Below are 25374 nucleotides of genomic sequence, written 5' to 3'. Positions count from 1 at the left end.
CCTGGGTCAGGCGCGCCACCAGCAGTGCATGTTCGGGGAGGCAGGTCGGGTTTCCATCGCGCAAGTATAGCGCAGCGCCGGCGGGGTGTGCTTCAGCGTACGACGGATTCCAGCGCGAGGCGCGCGACTTCGGCGGACGGCCACAGCAGGTACAGCAGGCCGGCCATCAGCAGCAGCGCGCCGGCGCGTACCACGGGCGTACTGTCCATCTCGCGCAGGGAACGGATGTGCCGCTTCAGTTTCTTCATGCTTGCTGGCGCAACGTGCGCCACTCCAACGGTTGCTGCAACGGGCCGGATTGGCCGGCGCCGGGGTGTTGCGGGTTTGACGGGGCAGGAGGCCGTTCGGCGCGCCGTGTCGACCGGGGTGACCGCTGGGTCGGCCGGCAGGGCGCCGAAAAAAGGGGGCGATCAAACGCCCATTGCCTGCGATCCAGGCCAGGAGACCGGCATCCTAACAGGTCCGCGGGATGGGCACAGTCAAGAATTGTATGACGGACCTGCAGCCGCTCTATCGATTCGACGCTCGGATACCGCCGAGGCGCGCAGCGGAAGAACGCGCGAGACGCCGTCGGACAGCCGCGTCGGGACCGCCGACTTTCGGGCGAACGGGGTACCGGCGGCAGGCGAGACGTCGCTTCAGGGAGTCGGGATACCGATTGCGCTGCCGTACAATGCGCACGGGCGCGAGGAAGCGTCACGGGGCGAGCGCGGAACTCCCGGATGACGCAATCCGAGCGGCATCGATCGACTGCCGGCGCACGACATCCCACCACACCATCAGGAGAAGTCAATGGCACGGCACGAGCCTACGGATCAGAAGCGGCTGCCATCCCCGGCAGTCTTGAAGAGCGATCTGTCGTTTCCGGTAGTAGGCATCGGAGCTTCGGCAGGCGGCACGACGGCCCTGCAGACCTTTTTCGAGAGCGCACCGACCGGCATGGAGATGGCGTTCGTCGTCGTCATGCATCTGGCGCCCGAGCAGGTCAGCCACATGGACGGTGTGCTGCAGCGCACGACCGGTATGCCGGTGCATCAGGTGACGAGCACCATACCGATAGAGAAAAACCACATCTACGTCATCGCGCCCGGCGTGCAACTCGAAATGTCCGACGGTTGCGTTCGCTGTCGCGATAGGGAACCGTCCGACGGCCTGCCGCTCACGATCGATCACTTCTTTCGGACGCTCGCCGATGCGCACGACTGGCGCGCGATCGGCATCGTCATGTCCGGTACCGGCTCCGATGGCGCCGCCGGCCTGAGCGCGATCAAGGCGGCGGGCGGCATCACGCTCGCGCAGACGCCGGACGACGCGGAGTATGCGGAGATGCCGCAGCACGCGATCTCGACGGCCCGCGTCGATATCGTGCTTCCCGCGTCTGAAATGCCGCAACGGCTGCTCGATCTGTGGGCGAACGCACAACGCATCGAACACCAGAGCCTCGAGGCCGAACACGCGCTTCACGGCGTCGACCGGCCCGCGGCGAACGACCCGGAACGGGCGCTGGCCGATATCCTGATGCACCTGCGGGTGCGCACCGGCCACGATTTCAGGCTGTACAAGCGGGCGACCGTGCTGCGGCGCATCGAGCGACGCATGCAGGTCAACGGGCAGCGCGACCTCCTCGCGTACCGCGATTTTCTGCGGACCGCACCCGACGAGGCCACGGCGTTGCTGGCGGACATGCTCATCGGTGTCACGCAGTTCTTTCGTGACCGCGAAGCCTTCGATTACCTCGAACGCGAAGTGATCGCTTCGTTGTTCGGATCGCAATCCCTCGAGGAGCAGGTGCGCGTGTGGGTGGCCGGGTGCGCTACCGGGGAAGAGGCGTACTCGATCTCGCTGCTGCTGGCGCGTGCGAAAGAAGCGGCCATGTCGAGCCAGGCCATTCAGGTGTTTGCCACCGATATCGACGATGCGGCGATCGTGCGGGCGCGGACCGGTTCCTATCCGCTGTCGATCGCGGGCGATGTGCCGGCCGCGCTTCTGCAGCGGTATTTCACGCGCGAAGGCGCGCACTACGTGATCGCGAAGGCTGTGCGCGAACGCATCCTGTTCGCCGCGCACAGCCTGCTGCGCGATCCGCCGTTCTCGCATCTGGATCTGATCTCGTGCCGCAACGTGCTGATCTATCTGGAGCGCGCGGTGCAGCGGCAGATCCTGGAGCTGTTCCATTTCGCGTTGCGCCCCAATGGCTACCTGTTCCTGGGCACCGCGGAATCCGCGGACGCCGCCGACGATCTGTTTACCGTCGTGGACAAGAAGCGCCGGATTTACCGCGCGCGTATCGTCACGCATCGTGCAAAGCCTGCCACGGGCTTTCCGCCGATGTTCCAGATCGAATCCGGCATGTCCGACGAGCGAGCGTCGCCGCAGCCGCAACTGCGTGTGCCCGTCAGCCCGGTGCAACGCAATTTCTCCTATTCGGAACTCCATCAGCGCGCGCTGGAAACGTATTCCCCGCCGAGCGTCATCATCGACCGCGAATCGAACGTGGTTCACCTGTCGGATAATGCCGGGCGGTTCCTGAGACATGTCGGGGGCGAGTTGTCCAGCAACATCATGACGCTGGTGCTGCCCGACCTGAGGCTCGATCTGCGCACCGCGATCTTCCGGGCGCTGCAAACCGGTACGAGCGTCGAGGCGCGCCGTGTCAAATGGGCGCACGACGCGCGCGTGTCGTGGATCAACATGACCGTCAGGCCGTTTCACGACAAGGTCGCGAGCGCGGAGTTTCTGCTCATCGTATTCGACGAGGTGGCAGGCCGCATGACCGACGAGGACCAGACCGAAGCGAGCGGACAGGATCCGGTTCTCGCGCAGCTCGAACAGGAACTGCAGCATAGCCGGGAGCAGCTGGCGACGATCATCGAGCAGTACGAAACGTCGGTCGAGGAACTGAAAGCGTCGAACGAGGAACTGCAGGCGATCAACGAGGAATTGCGTTCCACCAGCGAGGAGCTGGAAAGCAGCAAGGAAGAGCTGCAATCGGTCAACGAGGAGCTGACGACGGCGAATGCCGAAATGCAGGCGAGAATCGAAGACACGGCAAAGGCCAACGACGACCTCCACAATATCATCGCGTCGAGCGAAATCGCGACCGTGTTCGTCGACAAGGAGATCCGCGTCAAGCGATTCACGCCCAACGCAACGGCCATCTTCAATCTGATCGATACCGATCTCGGCCGCTCGCTGTTTCATATCACTCACAAGCTGCGCTATCCGACGTTGGCCGACGATGTCCGCCAGTCGTTTCAGTCGCTGCGACTGATCGAGCGAGAGATCGAGAGCGACGCGGGCCGGTGGTATCTGATGCGGCTGCTGCCGTATCGTACGGCGGACGACCATATCGACGGCGCGGTGATCACGCTCATCGACATCACCGACCGGCATCACGCGGAAGAAGTGGCCCGCGCGGGCGAGCAGCGCCTGCGGCTCGTCGCGCAGTCGACCAAGGACTACGCGATCATCATCCAGGACAACAACGGATCGATCGTGAGCTGGAACGCCGGTGCCGAGCGCATCTTCGGCTATACGGAAGACGAGATGATCGGCCAGGACGTGGAGCTGATCTACGAACCGAACGACCGGCAGGCGCGAGCGCCGGCGCGCGAGCGCGACGTCGCGACCCGCGAAGGACGCGCGGACGACGAGCGCTGGCACCGCACCAAGGACGGGCGCCGGATCTTCTGCAGCGGCGTGGTCGCGCCGATTTCCGACACCTCGTTCAACGGTTTCGCGAAGATCGTCCGCGACATGACGCAGCACAAGGAGAGCGACGACGCGAATCGCGAAGCGCTCGCGCGGGAACAGGCGGCACGCGAGCAAGCGCTCAGCTCGAATCAGTTGAAGGACGAGTTCATTGCCGTGCTGTCGCACGAATTGAGGCATCCGCTCAACCTGATCGGCGTCAAGTCGGAGATGCTGCCGCGCCTTCCCGAGACGCGCGACATTCCCGCCGTTCGCGAAGCCGCCGAATCGATCCGGCAGGCCGTACGTGCACAGGCGCAGATCATCGACGACCTGCTCGACCTGTCGCGCATTCAGACCGGCAAGCTCGCACTGCAGCTGTCGCGGGTGGATCTGTCGGCCGTGCTGCGGACCATCGCGGATACGTGCGAGGCCGAGGCGCACGCGCGCGGCCTCGTCCTCACGACCGAGTTGCCCGCCGAACCGGCGATCGCACTCGCCGATCCGGTTCGGTGCGAGCAGATTTTCTGGAACCTGATGTCCAACGCGCTCAAGTTCACCCAGTCGCGCGGACGCATCGTGCTGCGTCTGGCGCAGGAAGGCGCGATGCTGCGCGTCGACGTCGCGGACGACGGCCAGGGTATCGACGGCGAAATGCTCCCGCACATCTTCGACATGTTCCGCCAGTCGCCCCGCGACAGGGCGCGCGGCGGCCTGGGCATCGGGCTGGCGCTCGTGCGGCAGCTCGTCGAGATGCATGGCGGCCGTATTTCCGCCGCTTCCGCCGGCCTGGGGCTGGGGGCCACGATGACGGTATGGCTGCCGACCGCGTCGGACGAGCGTGCCGTGGTCGCCGGCGGCCGTGCCGACGGAAGTATCGCCGGCCTGCGCGTGCTGCTCGTCGAGGACGACATGGAAACGGCGCGGTCGCTGACGGCGCTGCTGCAGCTGGCCGGGGCGGTGGTCAACGCAGCCGACAGCGGCACGTCGGCGCTCGCGATGCTGCCGGACACGCCGACCGACGTCATCTTGTCCGACATAGGCCTTGCCGACATGGACGGCTACGAGTTCATTCAGCAAGTCAGAGCCAACCCGCAATGGGCGAACATCAAGGCGATCGCGTTGACGGGCCGCAATCGGCAGCACGACGTCCGGGCTGCGTCGGCGGCCGGATTCGACCGGCACCTCGCCAAGCCGCTCGATTTCGCGATGCTGCTCGATGCGTTGGGCGGCCGTCGCTGAAGCCACCGGCCTGAAGCAAGTCGCACGCGCGCGTATCGCCACGGACGGCGAGACGCCGCAAGTCGTCTGCGTCGTGCTGGCCCGGCGCGTGCTTCGCATCGATCGAATGGCGGAGCGCGGCGGGGGCGGACCATGACGACCGTACCCGCGTCGGGCGACGTGCATCGCGTGCATGACGGTATCTCGCGTCGGGCATGAATTTTGCGCCGCCTTCCCAAAGGAGGCGCTATGGACCATCGAGATATTGTCGCCATCGCCGCGTCCAGAGGCGGCCTCACCGTCCTCCGGGCGTTGGCGAAGGGCTTCGCCGCCGATTTCCCGGTGCCGATTTGCATCGTGCAGCACATCGGCCGGCATCGGACGATGTTGCCGGAACTGATGGCCCGATGGGGCAGCCTGAATGCGAGCGCGGCGATACACGGGGAACGCGCGTGCGCCGGTCGCATTTATATCGCGCCCCCGGATCGCCATATGATTCTGCGCAGCGGGCATTTCTCGCTGCTCGATACCGCCGCGGAAAACTACGCGCGGCCGGCCGCGGACCCGCTGTTCCGGTCAATTGCGCGCGAATACGGCCCGCGGGCGGTCGGCGTGGTCCTCAGCGGCGACCTGGATGACGGCGCGGCCGGCCTGGCCGCGATCCGGGCACGCGGCGGCTACGGTATCGTCCAGGATCCGGCCGATTGCGAGGCGCCTTCGATGCCGCGCAGCGCGCTTGCTGCAGCAGGCGCCGATGCCGTCGCAAAAGCGGAGGAGTTGCCGCAGGCGATCCATGCAGCAGTCCATGGCGCGCCCGCGAAGGAGGGCGAGAAAATGGCAGACTTGCGCGGTCTCGATGACGAGACCCGAATTGCAGAGGGAGGCGTCGTGGCGCCTGAGCTTCTCGATACGATCGGCGAACGGTCCGCGCTCACTTGTCCCAGTTGTGCCGGCGTGCTGTGGCGCATGCGCGACGACCGTCCGCTACGGTATCGGTGCCATACCGGGCATGCATTCTCCGCGCTGTCCCTGGACGACGCGGAGGCCCAGGAGGCGGAAGACGCGATATGGGTGGCGATACGGGCGGTTCACGAGCGCATCATTTTCGCGCGCGAACGGCAGCAATGGGCGCAGCGCACAGGAAACGCCGAGGACGTTGCGATCGAACAGGCGCGCATCGACGAAAATCAGCGGCTCGCGGATGTTTTGCGCAACGCGCTGGGGACAGCGATACGTGAGCGTGAAATTGAGTGACGTGCGAATCGATGACGTGCTGTTGCGCAGTCGTTTGTTATTTCAGGGGTGGAAAACAACGACGGCGTGTCGATATTACAAGTCGCGGCTGGTCGACGGTCGCACGTGCGAATCCACACTGTTCCCGGTTCGGCCTGAACGGTTCGACCTCATCGTGCGCAGCGGCGTCGACGCGAGCCTCGTCGGCTGACTCTTGCGCGCCCGGCAACCTGTGACGCCCGGGCATTTCGCACCGTACGCTGCGCGCGTTACACGACCCGCACGGGATTCGTTATCTGCGCGCGGCACCGAAGCATCGCAGCAATCGGTATTTTGCGCGTGATCGAGGTTGACTAAGATCAAGCCCTCGAGCGGACGCCAGTATCGTCAACCGGTCCGCCCGTGCCCGGACCATGCACATCCCGACTCATTCCCGTCCGTTCATTTCCGTGCCGGAAAGCGAGCAGCGCCCACGTGTACACGTGGCCTGCTACAGCGCAGCGGGCCGGACTCCCGCAATGAGCATCCACCGATGGACAAGTCAACTGCCGGCCCGACAGTCGGGCACCGGTTCGTGAGGAGACGTTTGATGTCTGAAGTCGAAGCTTCGCTGGATCAGCGTGACCGGTTCGTCTATGTGTCGGCCAGGGACCCGCTCACGCGGCCGCTGTTCGACGAGCTGGCGTACGAATACAGCAGCCGCTATGCCGCCTATATTCCTGCAGAGGAACTCGACAAGGAGCTCGTGCGCTATCCGGTCGAAGCGTTTGCGCCGCCTCAAGGCGCGTTTCTGCTGCTGTTGAGAGCAGGCCAGGCCATCGCGGGCGGTGCATTCATGCGCCATCACACACCGGCCACGGCGGAGTTCAAGCGGATCTGGGTCAGTCACGCGCATCGTCGTCAGGGGCTCGCGCGGCGCGTACTGGCCGAGCTCGAGGCGCAGGCGCTCCGGCAAGGCTACACGCGCGTCCATCTGGGAACCGGGCCGCGACAACCCGAAGCGGTCGGCCTTTACCGGTCCTCCGGCTATACGTTGCTGTCGTCGCACGATTTCGGCGAGGACGCGCCTCCCGGTGTGCTGTTCGAGAAGTATCTGCTGCCGGTTCAGCCGGCGCACGCAAGCAGCGCGGATTGAATCGATGACGCCGGACGAGCCGCATGCTTGCGCGCACACCGACCTCGGAGATGCCGTTGCCCGCGCGCGACCGTCCGCGCGGTTCAGCTGGCCGGTGCGATGGATCGATGCGCGCGGTGCGTCGCACGATGCGCGCGCCAGTGCCGACATCGTGCTCGGCATCTGCGTCGCGATGGGCTTCACCACGCTTCTCGATCAGGCGATCTTCACGCTTGCGGTGCCGATGCTCAGAAGCGGACTGCATGCGTCTACAGCCGAAATACAGCTGATCACGTCGGTTTACTCCATTGCGTTCGGTATCGCGCTCGTCCCCGCCGGCCGGCTCGGCGACGTGATCGGGCGCCGCGTGCTGTTTCTGGTCGGGCTCGCGATGTTCACGGGTTTCAGCGTACTGGGCGGATTGGCGGACGACGCGCGAACGGTGATCATCGCGCGCGTGCTGCAACGGCTCGGCGCGGGGATGATCAATACGCAGATATTCGGCTTGATCCAGGATCTGTTCACCGGCTCGGCGCAAGCCAGGGCACTCGGACGATACGCGATGGCAGGCGGTTTGTCGGGGCTCGTCGGACCGATGCTTGGCGGGCTGATTCTTGCATCGGTGCCACCGGATGTGGGCTGGCGGCTGCTGTTCCTCGTCAATGCGCCGTTCGGGATTGTCGTGTTCTGTCTGGCGCTTCGGTATTTGCCGCGCCACCGACTCTCGGATGGCCGGTTTTCGATCGACCTGATCGGGTTGGTTCTTCTGTCGGCGATCACGCTCGCGCTCATGCTTGCCACGTTGGTCGGCAGTGCCGCCATGCCGCCGCGCCGCATCTGCGTCGCGGTCGCGCTGGCCGGCGTGCCGTTGTTCGTTGCATGGGAGGCCGCGTATCAGCGTCGCGGCGGCACGCCGATCCTGTCGCGCGGGCTGGTCGGTTCAAGCGGCTATGTGCTCGGCACGCTCGTCGCGATGTGCCAGTTTGCAGCGGGCGTCACGCTCGGGATGGTCAGTGCGTTGTTCTTTCTCGACGGCTTGCATCTCGACCCGCTGCTTTATGCCGCGCTGTCGGTTCCTGCGGCGCTCGCATCGATCGCATCGGCGATGTGGAGCTGGCGTTTCGTCGGGCGCTTCGGCCGTGGCGGGACGGTATTCGCCATCGCGTGTTATGCGTTTGCAGTCGCCGCGCAAGGTTTGGCGACCGAATACTTCGAGGTTCGCTGGGTCGTCCTGACGTATCCGGCGATCGTCTTGCTGCAGGGATTCGCCAGCGGCCTGATCCATGCGCCGAACCAGGCGATGACGCTCGCGCAGATCGGCCAGGACGAAGGGCGCGGGCTGGCGGCCGGGTTCCTGCAGCTATCGCAGCGGCTTGCCTGCTCGATCGGCATGTCATGGGGAACCGGTGTCTTCCTGATGCAGGCATCGTCTTCAGCCGGTGTGGTGGCATACCGCGATGCGTTCGCCGAAGTGTTGATGCCGATATTGCTCCTGGTCGCCGCTGCATTCGCGGCGGCATGCGCGGACTGGATAAGCAGACGAGCGCAGCGCCCGAAGGCGTGACTAGCTGGGCGGGCCGCTTTTGCCGCGCATTCCAATCTTTACGATATGTAATCCTGATTGTATGTATCTGTGTGCATAACGATTTCAAAAATGCTTGGTTTGCGCGTGAAGGGTTAACGCGCACTATTGGGCCACGCGATACGGAGAATTAACCGTGTCGAACAAATCGATCCCATCCGGCAAATCAGAGGCAGATGACTCGCAGCATCTGGCGTATCAGTGACAGACGAAGTAATCGACACATCCCCGCTTGACCCGCTCGCATTGCCCATGTTCGACGAGCTGTCGGTCGAGTATTCCACGCGCTACCAGGACTTTCGCTCCGTGCCTGCGGAAGTCGTGCGTGATGAACTCCTGACGTACCCGGCAGCACTATTTGCACCGCCGGACGGCGCGTTCGTGCTGATTCGGCGAGGTGACGACGTCGTAGGTGGCGGCGCGTTTCAGCGCTACGACGAAACGACCGCCGAGCTCAAGCGCATCTGGGCGCATTCCGGCGTGCGTCGCCAAGGCGTTGCGCGCCGCGTGGTGGCCGAGCTCGAATCCCGTGCGTTGCGGCAGGGGTATCGGCGCGTTTATCTGACGACCGGATTTCGTCAACCGGAGGCGTCGGCGCTCTATGCCGGCACCGGCTACGTACCGCTGTACGATCCGGCGATCGCACTGGAAGTGCATTGGCGACTGCCTTTTGCGAAGGATCTGCTCGAGCCGGGCCGTACCGATCGCTTGCAGGATTTGAAGCCGGACAGGCCGTTGGGTCGGCCGTTCGGCGCATGACGAATGAATACTTCCACGGGATATCGAAAAATGAATCGTCGTCGCGGAATCCGCCTGACATTGTCCGGTGCGTTTGCCCTCCTGGTCATCGGCGTGGCTGGCATCGCGCAGTCGGCGCCGTCGTTGAACCTGAGTCCCGACCAGCATGATCGGCCGCGCGTCACGCCGGATGCCGAGGCCATCAAGTTGATACCCGCGAACTTCCGCTTCGTCGAAAAGGGCGTGCTGACCGTCGGGATCTCGGTGAGCGTGCCGCCGATCAGCGTGTATGCGACGGATGCGAAGACGATCGTCGGGGCCGATCCGGATCTCGCGCAGCTGGTTGCGGACGAACTCGGGCTGAAGCTCAAGCTCGTGCCGCTCGCATGGGCGGACTGGCCGCTCGCCGTCGCGTCGGGCAAGGTCGACGCGGTGCTGTCGAATGTGACGGTGACCGAAGCGCGCAAGCAGAAGTTCGACTTCTCGACCTATCGCCGCGACGTGCTCGGCTTCTACGTCGAGCAGAACAGCGCGATCAAGCAGATTCGCGAGCCGAAGGATATCGCGGGGTTGCGCGTGATCGGCGACTCGGGAACCAACCAGGAAAAAATCCTGCTCGCGTGGGACAAGGAAAATGTCGCGCACGGATTGAAGCCGATTCACGTGCTGTATTACGACGATCCTTCAGTGCGGACGCTGGCGCTGGCATCTGGGCGTGCCGACGCGATTTTCAGCGTCAACGCGGTGTTGGCTTACCAGGAGAGTCAGGGTGCGAAGATCAGGCAGGTCGGCACGGTCAGCGGCGGATGGCCGCACACGGCCGAGGTGGCCGTCACGACCCGCAAGGACGGCGGTCTTGCAGCGCCGATCACCTATGCGATCAACGATCTGATTCAGAACGGCAAGTATCGCCAGGTACTCGGCCGCTGGAATCTCGACAGCGAGGCGATCACGAAGGCCTCGACCAATCCTCCCGGGCTTCCCGATCTCTGATCTGGCTTTGAGCGGCTGAAGGTGAGCCGCCACCCGGAATAGCGTTTGAAGAATCGTATGTACTACTACTAAAGGGCATCGCGTAGCGTGCCTTCAATCGGCAAAGAGCGGAGAAATCATGCGGCACACACGGGGCGAAGGGGTTTCGCCGAAGACGCGCAGGACAGTGATATCGGTGGCAGTGGCAGCGGGTGTTTTTCATGGCGCGGCCTGGGCGCAGGAAGCGGGAGCGGGGGACGGAGCGGCTGCGGTCGCGACGCCGGCCAGTAGTGCGGCCGCACCGGCATCGTCGGCTACGGCTACGGCTACGGCTACGGCCGCGCCGGACGGCAAGGTACAGGTGCAGGATCGCGTCGTGATCACGGGCTCGCGCACCGAGACGCGGGCGAGCAAGAGCCTGACGCCGATCGACGTGATCGGCGGCGATCAGTTGCGTGCGACCGGGCAGACCAACCTGCGCGATGCGTTGGTGAAACTGTCGCCGTCGATCACGCGGACCTCGTACTCGGGCGACACCGGCGTGCTGACCGATACGCTGTCGCTGCATGGCCTGACGCCCGACCACGTGCTCGTGCTGGTGAACGGCAAGCGCCGCCATACGACCGCGAACATCTCGCTGGACCCGGGCCTGAACCAGGGCTCGACCGGCGCGGATATCGATACCATCCCGGTAGGCCTGATCGATCACATCGAAGTGCTGCGTGACGGCGCATCCGCGCAGTATGGTTCCGATGCGATCGCGGGCGTGATCAACATCATCCTGAAGCGCAATGCGAGCGGCGGCGAACTCGCGACGACCAACGGGCAAACATACTCCGGCGACGGTTTCAAGACGAGCGAATCCGCGACGATCGGCCTGAATCTCGCCGACAAGGGTTTTCTCGATCTGAGCGCCGGCTTCGACCGGCAGAACCATACGATCCGGACGGGGCCCGACGATTATTTCGGGCGGTTTCCGCAGGGGCAGGGTTATTACAACCCGATCCTCGGCGACCCCTCCAGTTCGCGCGAAACGGTCGGCTTCAACGCCGGCTATTACCTCGGCGACGACGTCGAGCTCTACGGGTTCGGCACCTACGCGCACCGGAACGGCGACGCGTACCAGAACTATCGTCCGCCGTCGGTCCTGCCGCAGGTCTACCCGAACGGATTCGTGCCGGTCGAGACGATCAACGAGAACGATTACTCGGTGACGGCCGGTGTGAAGGGCAAGAACCTGTTCGGCTGGGCATGGGATCTGAGCTCGACCTATGGCGGCGACTACAGCGTGTTCGGGATGCGCAACTCCGCCAACACGGGGCTGTATGCGGCAACGGGATTTACGCCGTCCACGTTCCATCTGTCGACCGTCAGCAACACCCAGCTGACGAACAACCTCGACTTGTCGCGGGCATTCAATGTCCCGCTGCTGCCCGCGCCGCTGAATGTCGCGGTGGGCGTCGAGCAGCGTCGCGAAACCTATACGATCCGCAACGGCGAGCAGGTGTCGTGGATCGACGGCGGCTCCGCTGCGTTGCCGGGCCTGGCGCCGGTGAGCGCGAGCGACATCTCGCGCAACGTGATCGGCACGTACGTCGATCTGTCGACCTACCTGACGCCGAAATGGCAGGTGGATCTGGCGGGCCGCTACGAGCACTACAACGACGTCGGCGACACGACCAACGGCAAGATTTCGACCCGCTACCAGTTCTCGCCGGCCATCGCGGTTCGCGGCAGCGTGAGTTCGGGCTTTCGTGCGCCGTCGCTGGCCCAGGAGTCCTACACCAGCGTGACGACGTCGCCGGCGTCCGTGGGCGGCATCCTGGCAACGACATCGGCCGGCGCGCGCCTGATCGGTGCGCAGGCGCTGAAGCCCGAGGAGTCGACCAGCTACAACTTCGGCTTCGTGCTGAATCCCGTTCGAAACCTGCAGCTGACGATCGACGCCTATCAGATCAACATCCGCAACCGGATCGTGCTTGGCGGAACCGCGTCGGGCGCGGCGGCCATCGCCGCGCTGGAAGGGGCCGGGTTGACGGTGCCGGGCTCGGTGCCGGCATCGGCGGTCAGCGCAAGTTACTTCACCAACGGCGCCAACACGCGCACGCGCGGGATCGACCTGGCAGGCACCTATCACACCGGTTTCGGCCGCTATGGCCAGGTGGACTGGGATTTCGGCGTGAACCTGAATACGACCTCGGTCACGCACGTGGCGAACGGATCGAACGGGAAACCGTCGCTGAACGCGCAACAGATCGCGTCGCTGTCGACCACGACGCCGAAGAACAAGATCATCATCGGCGGCACGTGGCGACTCGACAAGTGGGCGGTCACGCTGCATGAAACGCGCTACGGCAAGACCTCCGGCGAGGCGACCTACATCGTCGGCCCGAACGCGTTCTCGACCTCGCAGTTCGTCCACTTCGAGGACGCCGCGCGGTATGTGACCGACGTCGAAGTGCGCTATGACGTGACCAAGAAATTCCAGATCGCGGCAGGCGCGCAAAACCTGTTCGACGTTCGCCCGAGCAAGTTGCCGTATGAAGCGCAACTGGAGGGCATCCAGTACAGCGGCGGCAGCACGATCGGCGTGAATGGCGGATTCTATTATCTGCGGGCACGCTATCTGTTCTGATCGAACGACCATATCCATAGCAGAAATGACCGTAACGGGACGATGCTCCGTTATCCATAATGAATGATCTGTCCGGCATGTTGCGCCGTATCGGCACTCGCCGGGCGCCGCTTCGCTCCGGCGGGGCGGCCGTTCTACAAGGTTGAGCTTCATGTCTTATTCCCTTTCGATTCTCGACAAAAGCCCGATTGCGGAAGGCTCGAGCGCGCACGACGCGCTGAGCTTCACGATCGCACTCGCGAAGCGTGCCGAAGCACTCGGCTACAAGCGCTACTGGATCGCGGAACACCACGGCGCGCCCGGTCTCGCGAGTTCGGCGCCTGAAATCGTCGTGTCGCATTTGCTCGCGCACACGTCGCGGATTCGCGTCGGGTCGGGCGGCGTGATGCTTCAGCATTACAGCCCTTACAAGGTCGCCGAGTCGTTTCGCGTGCTGGCTGCCATCGCCCCCGGGCGCGTCGATCTCGGCGTGGGCAAGGCGCCCGGCGGGCTGCCGCTCGCCACGCGCGCGTTGCAGTGGTTTCACGACAAGTCGAAGAAGCCGGACTTCGCCGGCCAACTCGCCGAGCTCGATGCGTTTCTCGGCGACGGCGTCGCGCCGGATCATCCGCTCGCGGGCGCGCTCGCACTGCCCGCACCTGCGGAGGCGCCGCAACGGATCCTGCTGGGCGGCAGTCCGGAAAGTGCCGAACTGGCCGCGCGGCATGGCTGGCAGTTCTGCTACGCAGGCCACTTCAACGGCGACATTGCCAATATCGAGCGGTCGATCGGCGTCTATCGGAACGCGACGGGCCAGGTGCCGCTGCTCGCACTGTTCGCGGTCGCCGCGGAGTCGTCCGAGGACGCGAAACAGCAGGTCGGCGCGCTGAGGATCTTCAAGCTGCGTTTCGGGAACGGGCAGAGCGTCAACCTGCCAAGCGCGGACGCGGCGGCCGATTTCGCGCGCCAGATCGGTGCGACCGACTATCGGATCGACGAGCTGCATCCGCAGGTGCTGGCCGGCACCGCGCAAGAGGTGCGCCGGGAACTGGATGCGCTGCATCAGCGCTTCGGGATCGACGAGTTCGTGATCGACAACCCGGTCACGGACCCCGCGAAACGTCTTGCATCGATCGAAGCGCTCGCGCGCGTCGAGCAACCCGTCGGCGTTTGATGGCGATCGCCTCTTTTCCTTCTTTCGCATGCGGATCTGAACATGACCCAACGTAACCTGACATTCGGACTGATCCTTCACGGCGCCGGCGGCCACATGAATTCGTGGAAGCATCCGGCCGGTCCCGCCGATGCGAGCGTCAATATCGATTTCGTGACCGGCATCGCGCAGAAGGCCGAAGCCAACGGCGTGGCATTCGTGTTCGTCGCCGACGGCCTCTACATCAACGAGAAATCGATCCCGCATTTCCTGAACCGCTTCGAGCCGATCTCGCTCCTGTCCGCGCTTGCGACGGCGACATCGAAGATCGGCCTGGCCGGCACGCTGTCCACGTCGTACAGCCATCCGTTCACGGTGGCGCGCCAGTTCGCATCGCTCGACCTGATCAGCGGCGGCCGTGCCGGCTGGAACGTCGTGACGTCGCCGCTCGAAGGATCCGCGAAGAACTACGGCGGCGAACATCCGGATCATGCGCTGCGTTACGAGATCGCCGACGAATATCTGGAAACGGTGCAAGGCCTGTGGGACAGCTGGGACGACGACGCGTTCGTGCGCGACCGCACGACCGGCCGCTTCTTCGATCGCGACAAGCTGCACACGCTGAACCACAAGGGCCGCTTTTTCGACGTGGCCGGGGCGCTGAACATCCAGCGCTCGCCGCAAGGGCAACCGGTGATTTTCCAGGCGGGATCGTCGGATCCCGGCATCGCGCTGGCCGGCAAGTATGCCGATGCGGTGTTTACGCATGCGCCATCGCTCGACGAGACGCGCGAATTTGCCGAACGCGTGCGCGACAGCGCGGTGGCGCACGGTCGCGCACGAACCGACGTGAAGATCTTCCCCGGCATCGGGCCGATCGTCGGCACGACGCGTGAAGAAGCCGAGGAAAAGTACCGCGCGATTCGCGACCTGCTCACGATCGACGAAGCGTTGGCTTACCTCGGCCGCTTCTTCGAGCATCACGATTTTTCGCAGTATCCGCTCGACGCGCCGTTTCCCGAGTTGGGCGAGCTCGGCAAGAACAGCTTCCGTTCCACGACCGATCGCATCAAGGAAGAGGCGAGGAAAAACGGTTCGACACTGAGGGAAGTGGCGCTTGAAGTGGCAACGCCGAAACCCGCGTTCATCGGCACCGGCGAGGAAGTCGCGGACGAACTGATCCGCTGGGTCGATGCAGGCGCGGCCGACGGCTTCATCCTCGCGTTCCAGGTGCAGAGCGAAGGGCTCGACGATATCGTCCGTCACGTGATCCCCGCACTCGAAGCGCGGGGTCGCTATCACCGCGCGTTGCCGGGCGCCACGCTGCGCGACCATCTCGGCTTGCCGCGTCGCGCGAGCCGCTACGCAACCGCAGAGACCGCGTGATGAACGACCTCTCGCGGATTGCCGGCCATGCACCGTTCGTGCCCGATGCCGCGGCACCGGCGGGCCCCGACTACGCGGATTACCGCGTCGTTCCCGCCCGCTATCCGGCGAGGACGGCCGGCACCGTCGCGGCGATCGTGCTGATCGCTTCCGTTCTCTATTCGGTGCTCGGCAACCCGCGCTGGGGCTGGAACGTCTTTGCGCATTCGTTTTTCTCGGAGGCCGTGCTCGCGGGCCTCGGGCAGACGCTGCTGCTGACGGCGCTCGGTGCGGTGCTCGGCTTCGCGCTGGCCATTCCGCTCGCGCTCGCGCGGCTCTCGCGTTCGCCGCTGCTGTCCGCGTGCTCATGGGCGTACATCTGGCTGTTCCGCTCGATTCCGACGATCGTGCTGCTGCTGTTGCTGAACAATCTCGGCTATCTGTACGACACGGTCAGGCTCGGTATTCCGTTCACGGACATCGTGTTCGTGCACGGCCCGACTACCGACCTGATCACGCCGTTCATGGCCGCCATTCTCGGGCTCACGCTGACCCAGGCCGCGTTTGCGGCAGAGGCGATCCGCGGCGGCATCCTGTCGGTCGATCACGGGCAACGCGAAGCCGCGGCCGCGCTCGGCCTGCCGCGCGCGCGGCAGACCTGGCGCATCGTGTTGCCTCAGGCGATGCGCGCGATCCTGCCTGCCGCGTTCAACGACGTGATCGGGCTCGCGAAGGGCACGGCGGTCGTCTATATCCTCGCGATGCCGGATCTGTTCTACACGGTGCAGATCATTTACCACCGCAACCTCGAAGTGATCCCGATGCTGATGGTCGCGACCGTCTGGTATCTGGTGATCCTGACCGTGTTGTCGGCGATCCAGGTGCATATCGAGCGCCACTATGCGCGCGGCGCGACGCGTGACGCGGTGGCCGTATCGGGTTTCTTCGCAGTCCTGCGCAGAGGCCGCGTCGCGGTCGACGCGCTGCTGTTCCGTGGCTCGGCGGCTGGCGCCCGGCCGGCCGACGCTGCCGCGCCGGGCACGGAGACGGCCGGCTGGGCAAAGCAGCGCGTCGGCGCGGCCGTCGGCATTCATCGCGTATCGAAGAGCTTCGGATCGCTGAAGGTGCTCGACAACGTGTCGCTGGCGATTCCGTCGGGGAGCGTGACGGTCGTGCTCGGGCAGTCGGGATCCGGCAAGTCGACGCTGTTGCGCACCATCAACCATCTGGAGCGCGTGGACGAGGGGTTCATCGACATCGACGGCGAGCTGGTCGGCTATCGCCGAGACGGGCGCACGCTTTACGAGCTCAAGGAAAAGGACATCCTGCGCCGCCGCGCCGAAGTCGGCATGGTGTTCCAGAGCTTCAACCTGTTCCCGCATTTGACCGTGCTCGAGAACATCGTCGAGGCGCCGGTCGCGGCCGGCCTGTCGCGTGCCGAGGCGGAAGCGGAAGCACGCGCGCTGCTGGCCCGGGTGGGCCTCGCCGGCAAGGCCGACGCGTGGCCGCGTCAGTTGTCCGGCGGGCAGCAGCAGCGCGTCGCGATCGCGCGCGCGCTGGCGCTGAAGCCGACGGTGTTGCTGTTCGACGAGCCGACTTCCGCGCTCGATCCGGAACTCGTGAACGAAGTGCTCGACGTGATTCGTCAGCTTGCCCGTTCCGGGACCACGCTGATCATCGTCACGCACGAAATCGGTTTTGCGCGGGAAGTGGCGGACACGATCGTTTTCATGGATGGCGGGCGCGTCGTGGAGTCGGGGCCGCCGTCAGCGGTGCTTGCGGCCCCTGCGCATCCGCGTACGCGCGAGTTCCTGTCCAAGGTGCTGTCGTAGTGGTGCCGTGCATCGCGTATCGCGCGGGTGACATCGCATCGGCACCACGGAAAATGTCGAAGGATGAAAAAAGTGAGCAACGTACGCATTGATCATATTGCCTTCCTGACGCCGGGAAATTATCCCGACGAAGACGCGAGCGCGGGATTCGAGCGGACGCTCGAACTGTTCCGCGCGGGCGAGGCGCTCGGTTACGACAGCGCGTGGGTACGGCAGCGCCATCTCGAGCGCGCGGTGTCGTCGGCCGCCACGTTTCTGGCGGCGGCGAGCCAGCGCACGACGCGGATCGGACTCGGTGCGGCGGTGATCCAGATGGGCTACGAGAATCCGTTCCGGCTGGCCGAGGATCTCGCGACCGTCGACGTGCTGTCGCACGGGCGGCTGAACGTCGGACTCAGCGCGGGTGCGCCGAATCACGGCGCGCTGCTGGGCGAGCGGCTGTTCGACACCGATCCGGATCTCGTCGACTTCTCGCACGCGCGTGTGGCACGCCTGCGCCGCAATCTTGCCGGCGACTGGCTCGGCGACGACGACACGTTCGTGGAGTCGGCCGCGGGCCGCGTGCGGCCGCGCGTGGGCCCCTATGCGCCCGGATTGACGGGCCGGCTCTGGTACGGCGGCGGCTCGCGGCGCTCGATCGAGTGGGCTGCCCGAAACGGCTTCAACCTGCTGATCGGCAATCTGACCACGGGCGAGGGAACCGACAGTTACGTCGACGCGCAGCTCCGGCAGCTCGAGCTGTACCGCGCGCACTGGAGCGAAGCCGCTGCGCCCCGTATTGCGCTGGGGCGCGTGATCGTGCCGACCGACGGTGCGAACGCCCGCGAGCGTGAACGCTATCGCGCGTTTGCCGACGCGCGCCATGCGCGTACGCTCGCGCCGCAGGGCGAGCGGCGCACGCTGTTCGCACCGGATCTCGTCGGCACCTCGGACGAGATCGTGGAGCGGCTGCTGGCCGACCCGGTGGTCGGACAGGTGCGGGAGCTGCGCCTCGAATTGCCTTACGACCTGCCGTTCGAGAATTACCGGCAGATTCTCGACGACTTCGTCACGCGTATCGCCCCGGCGCTCGGGTGGCAGCCGGTTGACCGGCGCGAGCCCGCCGCGGCCTGACGTGATCGACATGACCTTCCATCGAATGGAGCACGCGACCGAAGCCGGCGATCGACCGGATGCCGGCGGGCACGGCGCCGCACTGGCCCGGCGCGCGCGCACGGCTCGCGTCGCGTTGCGAGCGGGCGGCGCCGCACCTTCGACCTCGTTGCAACTGGACCGAACATGACAACCGCTTCTCAATCGCGGCTCGCGGCCATCGGCCGCCCGCGCCGCTTCGGCAACAAGCAGACTCATCCGGTGCGCCGCTTCGGCGGCATCGCGATCGCCATCGTCCTGCATCTCGTGCTGATCTGGGCGCTGGTGAGCGGCCTCGCGACCCGGGTCGTTCAGATCGTCCAGAAGCCGATCGAAACCCGGATCATCGTGCCGGTGAAGCCGCCGCCGCCGCCCCCTCCGCCGAAGCCGGTCGAGAAGGTCGTGTCGAAGCCGCGGGTGGCACCGCCGCCGCCGCCGTACGTGCCGCCGCCCGAGGTGCGCGTGCAGGCGCCGCCGCAGCCGACCATCACGCACCAGGACGTGCCGGCGCCGAGCGCCCCGGTGCACGAGGCGCCGCCCGCGCCGGCGCCCGTGCCGGTCGCGAAGCCGGTGAATCACGAGATCGGCGTGGTCTGCCCGAATTCGGACGAAGTCCGATCGTCGATCGTCTATCCGCCGGAGGCGCAGGACAACAACATCACGGGCGATGTCACGGTCGAATTCACGGTGGACCCGGACGGGCACGTGACGAACCTGCGGCTCGCGCAACCGGCCGACCCGGTGCTCAATCGTGCGGCGCTCAATGCGGTCAAGCGCTTTCACTGCATTGCGCAGGGGCAGCCCGTGCGCGTGCGCGTACCGTTTTCCTTCAACCTGAATTGACGCAGGGCACGGCAAGCGGTTGGACCGGGCCGGTTTTTCGAATCGACACATGACGCACACGGAGTCCTTATGAACAAGCGTTTTCGCGCCGCGATCGCGGCAAGTCTGATGATCACGGCCGGCATCGGCGGCACGCTGGTCGCACCGCAAGCCGTGTTGGCACAACAAGCGGCGGCGTCCGCGCCGAGCCCGGCGCCCTCGAACGTGGCGCTGACCTCGGCGGCGCCGGCCACCGCAAGTGCGGCCGATCATGCGGTGCCGCCGCCCGAGCCCGCGACGTCCGCCACGGTCGAGAATCCGTACGGGCTGGGCGCACTGTGGGCAAACGGCGACTTTGTCGCCCGCTTCGTGCTCGGGCTGCTCGTCGTCATGTCGCTCGGCAGCTGGTACATCATGATCACCAAGTTCGTCGAGCAGGCGCGCGCGAACGGCCGCGCGAAATCGGCCGACGAGCAGGTCTGGAATGCGCCGACGCTGGCCGAGGGCGCCGCTCAGCTCGACGATGCGTCGCCGTTTCGTTTCATCGCCGAGAACGCGATCGAAGCGGGCGAACACCACGACACCGCGCTGCTCGACTCGGTCGACCGCAATACCTGGATCGACCTGAACATCGAGCGTTCGATCACCAGCGTGTCGAACCGTCTTCAGGACGGCCTCGCGTTTCTCGGCACGGTGGGTTCCACCGCGCCGTTCGTCGGCCTGTTCGGCACCGTGTGGGGCATCTATCACGCGCTGACCGCCATCGGCATCGCGGGGCAGGCGTCGATCGACAAGGTCGCCGGCCCGGTGGGCGAGGCGCTGATCATGACGGCGATCGGCCTCGCGGTGGCCGTGCCGGCCGTGCTCGGCTACAACTTTCTCGTGCGCCGCAACAAGTCGGTGATGGAGCGCGTGCGCGATTTCGGCGCGCAACTGCACACCGTATTGCTCGCGGGCGGCAGGCGCGCGGCGGGCAGCATCGCGACGCCGGCGGCACAGGCGCCGCAGGCGCTGGCGGTTCAGTCGTAAGCGGGGCGCGTCATGGCAATCAGTGTCGGCAGTGACGACAACGACGAGGTCATTTCGGCGATCAACACGACGCCGCTCGTGGATGTGATGCTGGTATTGCTGATCATCTTCCTGATCACGATCCCGGTGGTGACGCATACGATCCAGGTGCAGTTGCCGACGGAGCGCGTGCAACCGCTGCAGACGCAGCCGAAAAGCATCGAGATCGCGGTGAACCGGCAGGGCGACGTCTTCTGGGGCACCGAGCACGTGGATCTGCCGATGCTGGTGGCCCGGCTGAAAGACGCTTCGGCGCAGGCGCCGCAGCCGGACGTGCACGTGCGCGGCGACCAGGCCACGCCCTATCAGTACATCGGCAAGGTCGTGACCGCGTGCGAGCGGGCCGGGATCGGCAAGGTCGCCTTCATCACGCAGCCGCCCGCACGGGGCGGATAAGGAGTTCGAACGATGGGTATGAACGCAGGCTCCGGTGCAGGCCGGGGCGATCCCGAGGTGATGGTCGACATCAACACCACGCCGCTGATCGACGTGATGCTGGTGCTGCTGATCATGTTGATCATCACGATCCCGATCCAGATGCATTCGGTGAAGATGAACCTGCCGGTGGGCAATCCGCCGGTGCCGCCGCATCCGCCGCAGGTCGTGCAGATCGATATCGGCGCGGACGGGGCCGTCAACTGGAACGGCACCGCAGTGGGCGGCGCGGCCGCGCTCGACGCGAAGTTCCGCGAGGTGGCGGCCGAGGCCGACCAGGACGAGATCCGGTTGCGTCCGGACAAGTCCGCACCTTACAAGGCGGTGGCCGAAGTGCTGGCCTCCGCCCAGCGCGAAGGTGCGACGAAGATCGGGTTGATCGGCAGCGAGCAGTTCTCGCAATGAGTCATTCGAACGCGTCGGCGATCGCTCGAGCTTCAGCGCTCGATGACTCATCGCCGCGCATCGGGCAGTCGCTCTTTCCCCGATCTCGGCACCGATGAAGTCGAGATCGAGGAGCAGGCGCCTTTACACACAATTTCTGTAGAACGAATCGATACCAATCATGAGCGAAGCGCAGGCAGTGCGGCAGGACGGGCGTTCCAGGCAGATTCATCTAGGCGCGACGATCCACGGCCCTGGTGGACATTACGCCGGGTGGCGTCATCCCGACGCGGTAATCGACGCGAGTATCAATCCGGATTTCGCGAAGCGCGTGGCCCGCGAGGCCGAGGCCGCGAAGTTCGATTTCGTGTTCGTCGCGGACGGCCTGCATATCAACGCGAAATCGATCCCGCACTTCCTGAATCGTTTCGAGCCGCTCACGCTGCTGTCGGCACTGTCGGCCGTCACCGAGCGCGTGGGGCTGGTGGGGACGCTGTCGACGTCGTACAGCGAGCCGTTCACGATTGCGCGGCAGTTCGCGAGCCTCGATCACCTGAGCCGGGGGCGTGCAGGCTGGAACGTCGTGACGTCGCCGCTTGAAGGTTCCGCGCGGAATTTCTCGCGCACCGAGCATCCGGAACATGACGAACGTTACCGGATCGCAGACGAATATCTCGAGGTCACGAAGGGGCTCTGGGATTCATGGGAGGAAGACGCGTTCGTGCGCGACCGCGCGAGCGGCGTGTTCTTCGATCCGGCCAAGCTCCATACGCTCGATCACAAGGGCAAGTATTTCTCGGTCGAGGGGCCGCTGAACGTCGGGCGTACGCCGCAGGCTCGCCCGATCCTGTTCCAGGCCGGCGCGTCCGACGCCGGCAAGCAACTCGCGGCCACGCATGCGGATGCCGTCTTCACCCATCACGATACGCTCGCCCAGGCGCGTGACTTCTATGCGGATCTGAAGCAGCAGGTGAGCCAGCACGGGCGTCACCCCGACGAGCTGAAGATTTTCCAGGGGATCGGCGTGATCGTCGGGCGGACGTCCGAGGACGCGGAGCAGCAATACCAGGACAGCCTGAAACTGATCACGGTCGGCAGCGCGCTCGACCATCTCGGGCGATTTTTCGAACATCACGATTTTGGCCAGTATCCGCTCGACGCGCCGTTTCCAGAGCTCGGCGACCTCGGCAGCAACAGTTTCCGCAGCGGGACCGACGAGATCAAGCGCAATGCGCGCGAGCGCGGACTGACGTTGCGCCAGGTCGCGCTCGAAGCGGCGGCACCGCGGCCGCGTTTCATCGGTACGCCTGAGCACATCGCGGACGGCTTGCAGGAATGGTTCGAAGCCGACGCCGCGGACGGGTTCATCGTCGGCGGTGGTACACCTACGGCGTTCACCGCATTCGTCGAACAGGTGGTGCCGATTCTTCGGCAACGCGGCCTGTTTCGCGCCGAGTATCGAGGTGCGACCTTGCGCGACCATCTCGACGTGAGTTATCCGCGCAATCGCTACGCGGCGGCATGAAACTCACGGGTACTTGCCGGTCGAGCCGTGCGACTCGAGAACGGCTGCTTCACGCTCTCGTGGGAGGAGGGATGGGACGCCCCTGGTTCGCCTTCGTGCTCATATTGGCCGCTCAAGGGTGCGTCGAGTCTTTTGTTCGCAGCAGGCCTCTTGTCCGGAGGGCGCAGCTTGCGAGCCCGGGAGGCTGCGCTGCCCGATTTGACCGACGACCCTAGTCAGCCTCTTCGCTCGCCATGCGCTCCATCCATTGCTCGAACGCGGACACGGCGGCATCGTCGGCGCGATCCGCGTTCGTGACAAGCATGTAGTCGTCGGCAGCCCACGCAGGCGATGCGATCGGACACACGAGGCGCCCCTCGGCGAGATCGCGCCGGATCAGCGGCAGCGATGCCAGCGCCACACCCAGGCCCTCGATGGCTGCGCCAAGCTGAAGATTCACGTGATCGAATTCGACATGGCGCGCGGCCCGTAGATCCGGAGCGCCGGCTTCCTTCAGCCAGTGCGACCATGCGGAGCGCGTCGTGGCCGAATGCAGCAGCACGTGATCGCGCAGGTCGGTCACGCTCTGTATCGGATGCTGCCGCAGCAAGGCGGGACTGCAGGCGGGCACGCGCAGATCGGGCATCAACGGTCGCGAAACGATGTCGGCGCCTTGCTCGGGACCGGAGCGAACACCGATATCGAAAGCGCCGGCGACATAGCGCAGCTTGCGCGATGTCGTCGACACCTTCACGTCGATGTCGGGATACCGCACATGGAAATCGGCGAGCCGTGGCAGCAGCCAGCACAGCGCAAAGCTCATCGGCACGTTCACCCGCACGACGCCCGATATCCGCTGCCTGAATGGATTGTGACGCAGCCGCACGACCGCGGTACCGAGGCGCTCGAACGCGTGGCTGACGTCGTTCAGCAACGCGGCGCCTTCGTCGGTCAGCACGACGCCGCGCGGGCGACGCTCGAACAACGGCAGGCCGAACCAGTCCTCCAGCAGCCTGATCTGTTTTCCCACGGCCCAGTGGGTGACATGAAGCTCCGCCGCAGCGCCCGCGAAGCTGCCGTGCCGCGCGACCGCATCGAAAGCGCGTAGCGCATTGAGCGGGGGCAACGCGTCGCGGTTCTGCGCAGCATCTCGGCTTTCGTCCATGACGTGACTTTTTTTCTCGACGGACGCAATTTTAGCTCAATTGAAATGGCTGGCAGCCCGGTCATAGAATTGACCCGTCCAACCCGAGACGCACACGACGAGCGGCTTCGATCAGCCACTCGTCCAGAGAACATGACCATGCGCTTGCCGGTTTTTTCCCTGCCCGCGATGCGGGAGACTGCGCGATCACGACCGCGCGTGCTGTGGCTAGCCTGCATCGCGCACGCGACCCACGATGGCTATACGGACATGATCTACGCGCTGCTACCGCTGTGGCAGTCGGAGTTCGGACTCGATTTTGCGGCGCTGGCTATCCTGCGCGGCGTCTATGCCGGCACGATGGCGGCGCTGCAATTGCCGGCAGGGCGTCTCGCACAACGCCTGGGCAGTCGCGGCCCGCTTGCATGCGGCACGCTGCTCGCGGCGCTGGGCTACGCGATCGCGGGCGTGTCGGGCGGGCTGCTCGGTTTGTGCGTCGCGCTGGCGATTTCCGGCAGCGGATCCAGCACGCAGCATCCGATCGCATCGGGCGCGATCTCCCGCGCCTATGGCCGTGATGCGAGAGGCCCGCTGAGCATCTACAACTTTTCCGGCGATCTGGGGAAATCCGCGCTGCCGGCAGCCATTTCGCTGCTCGTGACGATGATGCCGTGGCGTTACGCGCTATGGATCGTCGCCGGATTGGGTTGTATCGTTGCCGCGGTCATCGCGTTCGGTTTTCCCGAAGTACCACGTGGCGCACGGATGACGGCGGCGAAAGAGCAGACGTCGACTCGACGCGGTAGCACCGGGGCGACGGGATTCTCCGCACTGTTTTCCATCGGCGTGCTCGATACGGCCGTACGCATGGGACTGCTGACCTTTCTGCCTTTCCTGCTCAGCGCGAAGGGCATCTCGCCCGGACTGGTCGGAACGGCCCTCGCGCTTGTCTTCATTGGCGGTGCGGCCGGAAAATTCGTGTGCGGCTGGCTGGGCGCGCGCATCGGTGTGGTGCGTACGGTGCTGCTCACGGAAGGCGGGACAGCGGCGCTCATCGTCGCGGTGATGTATCTGCCGCTGGCGCTTGCCATGGTGCTGTTACCGGTTCTCGGCATGATGCTCAATGGCACGTCGTCGGTGCTGTACGGAACCGTTCCGGAGCTGGCCGCGCCCGAGCGCACCGAGCGCGCGTTCGCGATTTTCTATACGGGAACGATCGCATCGGGCGCGATATCGCCTGTCCTCTACGGTTTCCTGGGCGACAGGATCGGTGTGCACGGCGCGACGTACGCGACCGCATTGACCGCCCTGGCGATTTTCCCGCTGGCCGTCGCACTGCGCCCGCATCTGGCGGATGATTCAACAGGATGAA

General features: G+C 65.3%; 21 protein-coding genes. 19 read left to right on the top strand and 2 right to left on the bottom strand.

Annotation, left to right across the window (positions count from 1 at the left end; translation table 11 throughout):
• Positions 1 to 92: 92 nt before the first annotated feature.
• Positions 93 to 248 (bottom strand): hypothetical protein, encoded by a 156-nt coding sequence (locus tag O1Q03_RS21265; protein ID WP_269505905.1) that lies wholly within the window; start codon positions 246 to 248, stop codon positions 93 to 95.
• 544 nt (positions 249 to 792) lie between these two features.
• On the opposite strand from O1Q03_RS21265, the gene O1Q03_RS21260 reads away from it, so the two are divergent.
• The 18 genes from O1Q03_RS21260 (at position 793) to O1Q03_RS21175 (ending at position 22879) form a co-directional block, all read left to right on the top strand.
• Positions 793 to 4932, top strand: a complete 4140-nt coding sequence (locus O1Q03_RS21260; RefSeq protein WP_269505904.1) for a CheR family methyltransferase — start codon at positions 793 to 795, stop codon at positions 4930 to 4932.
• 228 nt (positions 4933 to 5160) lie between these two features.
• A complete protein-coding gene (locus tag O1Q03_RS21255; RefSeq protein WP_269505902.1) occupies positions 5161 to 6165 on the top strand; it encodes a chemotaxis protein CheB in 1005 nt (334 codons plus the stop codon).
• Entirely contained in the window at positions 6146 to 6355 is a 210-nt protein-coding gene (locus O1Q03_RS21250; RefSeq protein WP_269505901.1) for a hypothetical protein, read from the top strand. The genes O1Q03_RS21255 and O1Q03_RS21250 overlap by 20 nt, the downstream gene beginning before the upstream one ends.
• A 378-nt stretch (positions 6356 to 6733) precedes the next feature.
• Positions 6734 to 7279 carry a GNAT family N-acetyltransferase gene (locus O1Q03_RS21245; protein ID WP_269505900.1) on the top strand — a complete coding sequence of 182 codons (546 nt, stop codon included), beginning with the start codon at positions 6734 to 6736 and terminating at the stop codon, positions 7277 to 7279.
• A gap of 4 nt (positions 7280 to 7283) precedes the next feature.
• Positions 7284 to 8822: an MFS transporter gene (locus O1Q03_RS21240; protein ID WP_269505899.1), complete on the top strand. Its 1539-nt coding sequence runs from the start codon at positions 7284 to 7286 to the stop codon at positions 8820 to 8822.
• Positions 8823 to 9041: 219 nt separating this feature from the next.
• Positions 9042 to 9599 (top strand): GNAT family N-acetyltransferase, encoded by a 558-nt coding sequence (locus O1Q03_RS21235; protein ID WP_269505898.1) that lies wholly within the window; start codon positions 9042 to 9044, stop codon positions 9597 to 9599.
• A gap of 30 nt (positions 9600 to 9629) precedes the next feature.
• Complete coding sequence (locus O1Q03_RS21230) at positions 9630 to 10571, top strand: ABC transporter substrate-binding protein (protein ID WP_269505897.1); 942 nt, start codon at positions 9630 to 9632, stop codon at positions 10569 to 10571.
• A 118-nt stretch (positions 10572 to 10689) separates the two neighbouring features.
• Positions 10690 to 13185 carry a TonB-dependent receptor plug domain-containing protein gene (locus O1Q03_RS21225; protein ID WP_269505896.1) on the top strand — a complete coding sequence of 832 codons (2496 nt, stop codon included), beginning with the start codon at positions 10690 to 10692 and terminating at the stop codon, positions 13183 to 13185.
• A gap of 151 nt (positions 13186 to 13336) precedes the next feature.
• Positions 13337 to 14338, top strand: a complete 1002-nt coding sequence (locus tag O1Q03_RS21220) for an LLM class flavin-dependent oxidoreductase (protein ID WP_269505895.1) — start codon at positions 13337 to 13339, stop codon at positions 14336 to 14338.
• A 42-nt stretch (positions 14339 to 14380) separates the two neighbouring features.
• Positions 14381 to 15703, top strand: coding sequence for an LLM class flavin-dependent oxidoreductase (locus O1Q03_RS21215; RefSeq protein WP_269505894.1), 1323 nt, complete (start codon positions 14381 to 14383; stop codon positions 15701 to 15703).
• Positions 15703 to 17514, top strand: coding sequence for an amino acid ABC transporter permease/ATP-binding protein (locus O1Q03_RS21210; protein ID WP_269505893.1), 1812 nt, complete (start codon positions 15703 to 15705; stop codon positions 17512 to 17514). The genes O1Q03_RS21215 and O1Q03_RS21210 overlap by 1 nt, the downstream gene beginning before the upstream one ends.
• 63 nt (positions 17515 to 17577) lie before the next feature.
• Positions 17578 to 18627 carry an LLM class flavin-dependent oxidoreductase gene (locus O1Q03_RS21205; RefSeq protein ID WP_442865818.1) on the top strand — a complete coding sequence of 350 codons (1050 nt, stop codon included), beginning with the start codon at positions 17578 to 17580 and terminating at the stop codon, positions 18625 to 18627.
• A gap of 1 nt (position 18628) precedes the next feature.
• Positions 18629 to 18796, top strand: coding sequence for a hypothetical protein (locus tag O1Q03_RS21200; RefSeq protein WP_269505890.1), 168 nt, complete (start codon positions 18629 to 18631; stop codon positions 18794 to 18796).
• A complete protein-coding gene (locus O1Q03_RS21195) occupies positions 18793 to 19488 on the top strand; it encodes an energy transducer TonB (RefSeq protein ID WP_269505889.1) in 696 nt (231 codons plus the stop codon). The genes O1Q03_RS21200 and O1Q03_RS21195 overlap by 4 nt, the downstream gene beginning before the upstream one ends.
• Positions 19489 to 19557: 69 nt before the next feature.
• Positions 19558 to 20496: a MotA/TolQ/ExbB proton channel family protein gene (locus O1Q03_RS21190; protein WP_269505887.1), complete on the top strand. Its 939-nt coding sequence runs from the start codon at positions 19558 to 19560 to the stop codon at positions 20494 to 20496.
• A 12-nt stretch (positions 20497 to 20508) separates the two neighbouring features.
• Complete coding sequence (locus tag O1Q03_RS21185; RefSeq protein WP_269505885.1) at positions 20509 to 20931, top strand: ExbD/TolR family protein; 423 nt, start codon at positions 20509 to 20511, stop codon at positions 20929 to 20931.
• A 12-nt stretch (positions 20932 to 20943) separates the two neighbouring features.
• On the top strand, positions 20944 to 21375 hold the full coding sequence (locus tag O1Q03_RS21180; protein ID WP_269505884.1) for an ExbD/TolR family protein: 432 nt from the start codon (positions 20944 to 20946) through the stop codon (positions 21373 to 21375).
• Positions 21376 to 21535: 160 nt separating this feature from the next.
• Positions 21536 to 22879: an LLM class flavin-dependent oxidoreductase gene (locus O1Q03_RS21175; protein WP_269505883.1), complete on the top strand. Its 1344-nt coding sequence runs from the start codon at positions 21536 to 21538 to the stop codon at positions 22877 to 22879.
• Positions 22880 to 23090: 211 nt separating this feature from the next.
• Here the strand turns inward: O1Q03_RS21175 and gcvA are convergent, their stop codons facing one another.
• On the bottom strand, positions 23091 to 24023 hold the full coding sequence (gcvA, locus tag O1Q03_RS21170) for a transcriptional regulator GcvA (RefSeq protein ID WP_269505882.1): 933 nt from the start codon (positions 24021 to 24023) through the stop codon (positions 23091 to 23093).
• Between the two features lie 138 nt (positions 24024 to 24161).
• Here gcvA and O1Q03_RS21165 point away from each other — a divergent pair, with 138 nt between their 5' ends.
• Positions 24162 to 25373 carry an MFS transporter gene (locus O1Q03_RS21165; protein WP_269505976.1) on the top strand — a complete coding sequence of 404 codons (1212 nt, stop codon included), beginning with the start codon at positions 24162 to 24164 and terminating at the stop codon, positions 25371 to 25373.
• Position 25374: the final 1 nt, after the last annotated feature.

Origin of the sequence: Burkholderia sp. IMCC1007 (assembly GCF_027257875.1) — a bacterium.
Lineage (GTDB): Bacteria > Pseudomonadota > Gammaproteobacteria > Burkholderiales > Burkholderiaceae > Burkholderia.
The sequence above is the reverse complement of the archived record's forward strand: the minus strand, read 5'-3'. Positions and strand labels throughout refer to the sequence as shown.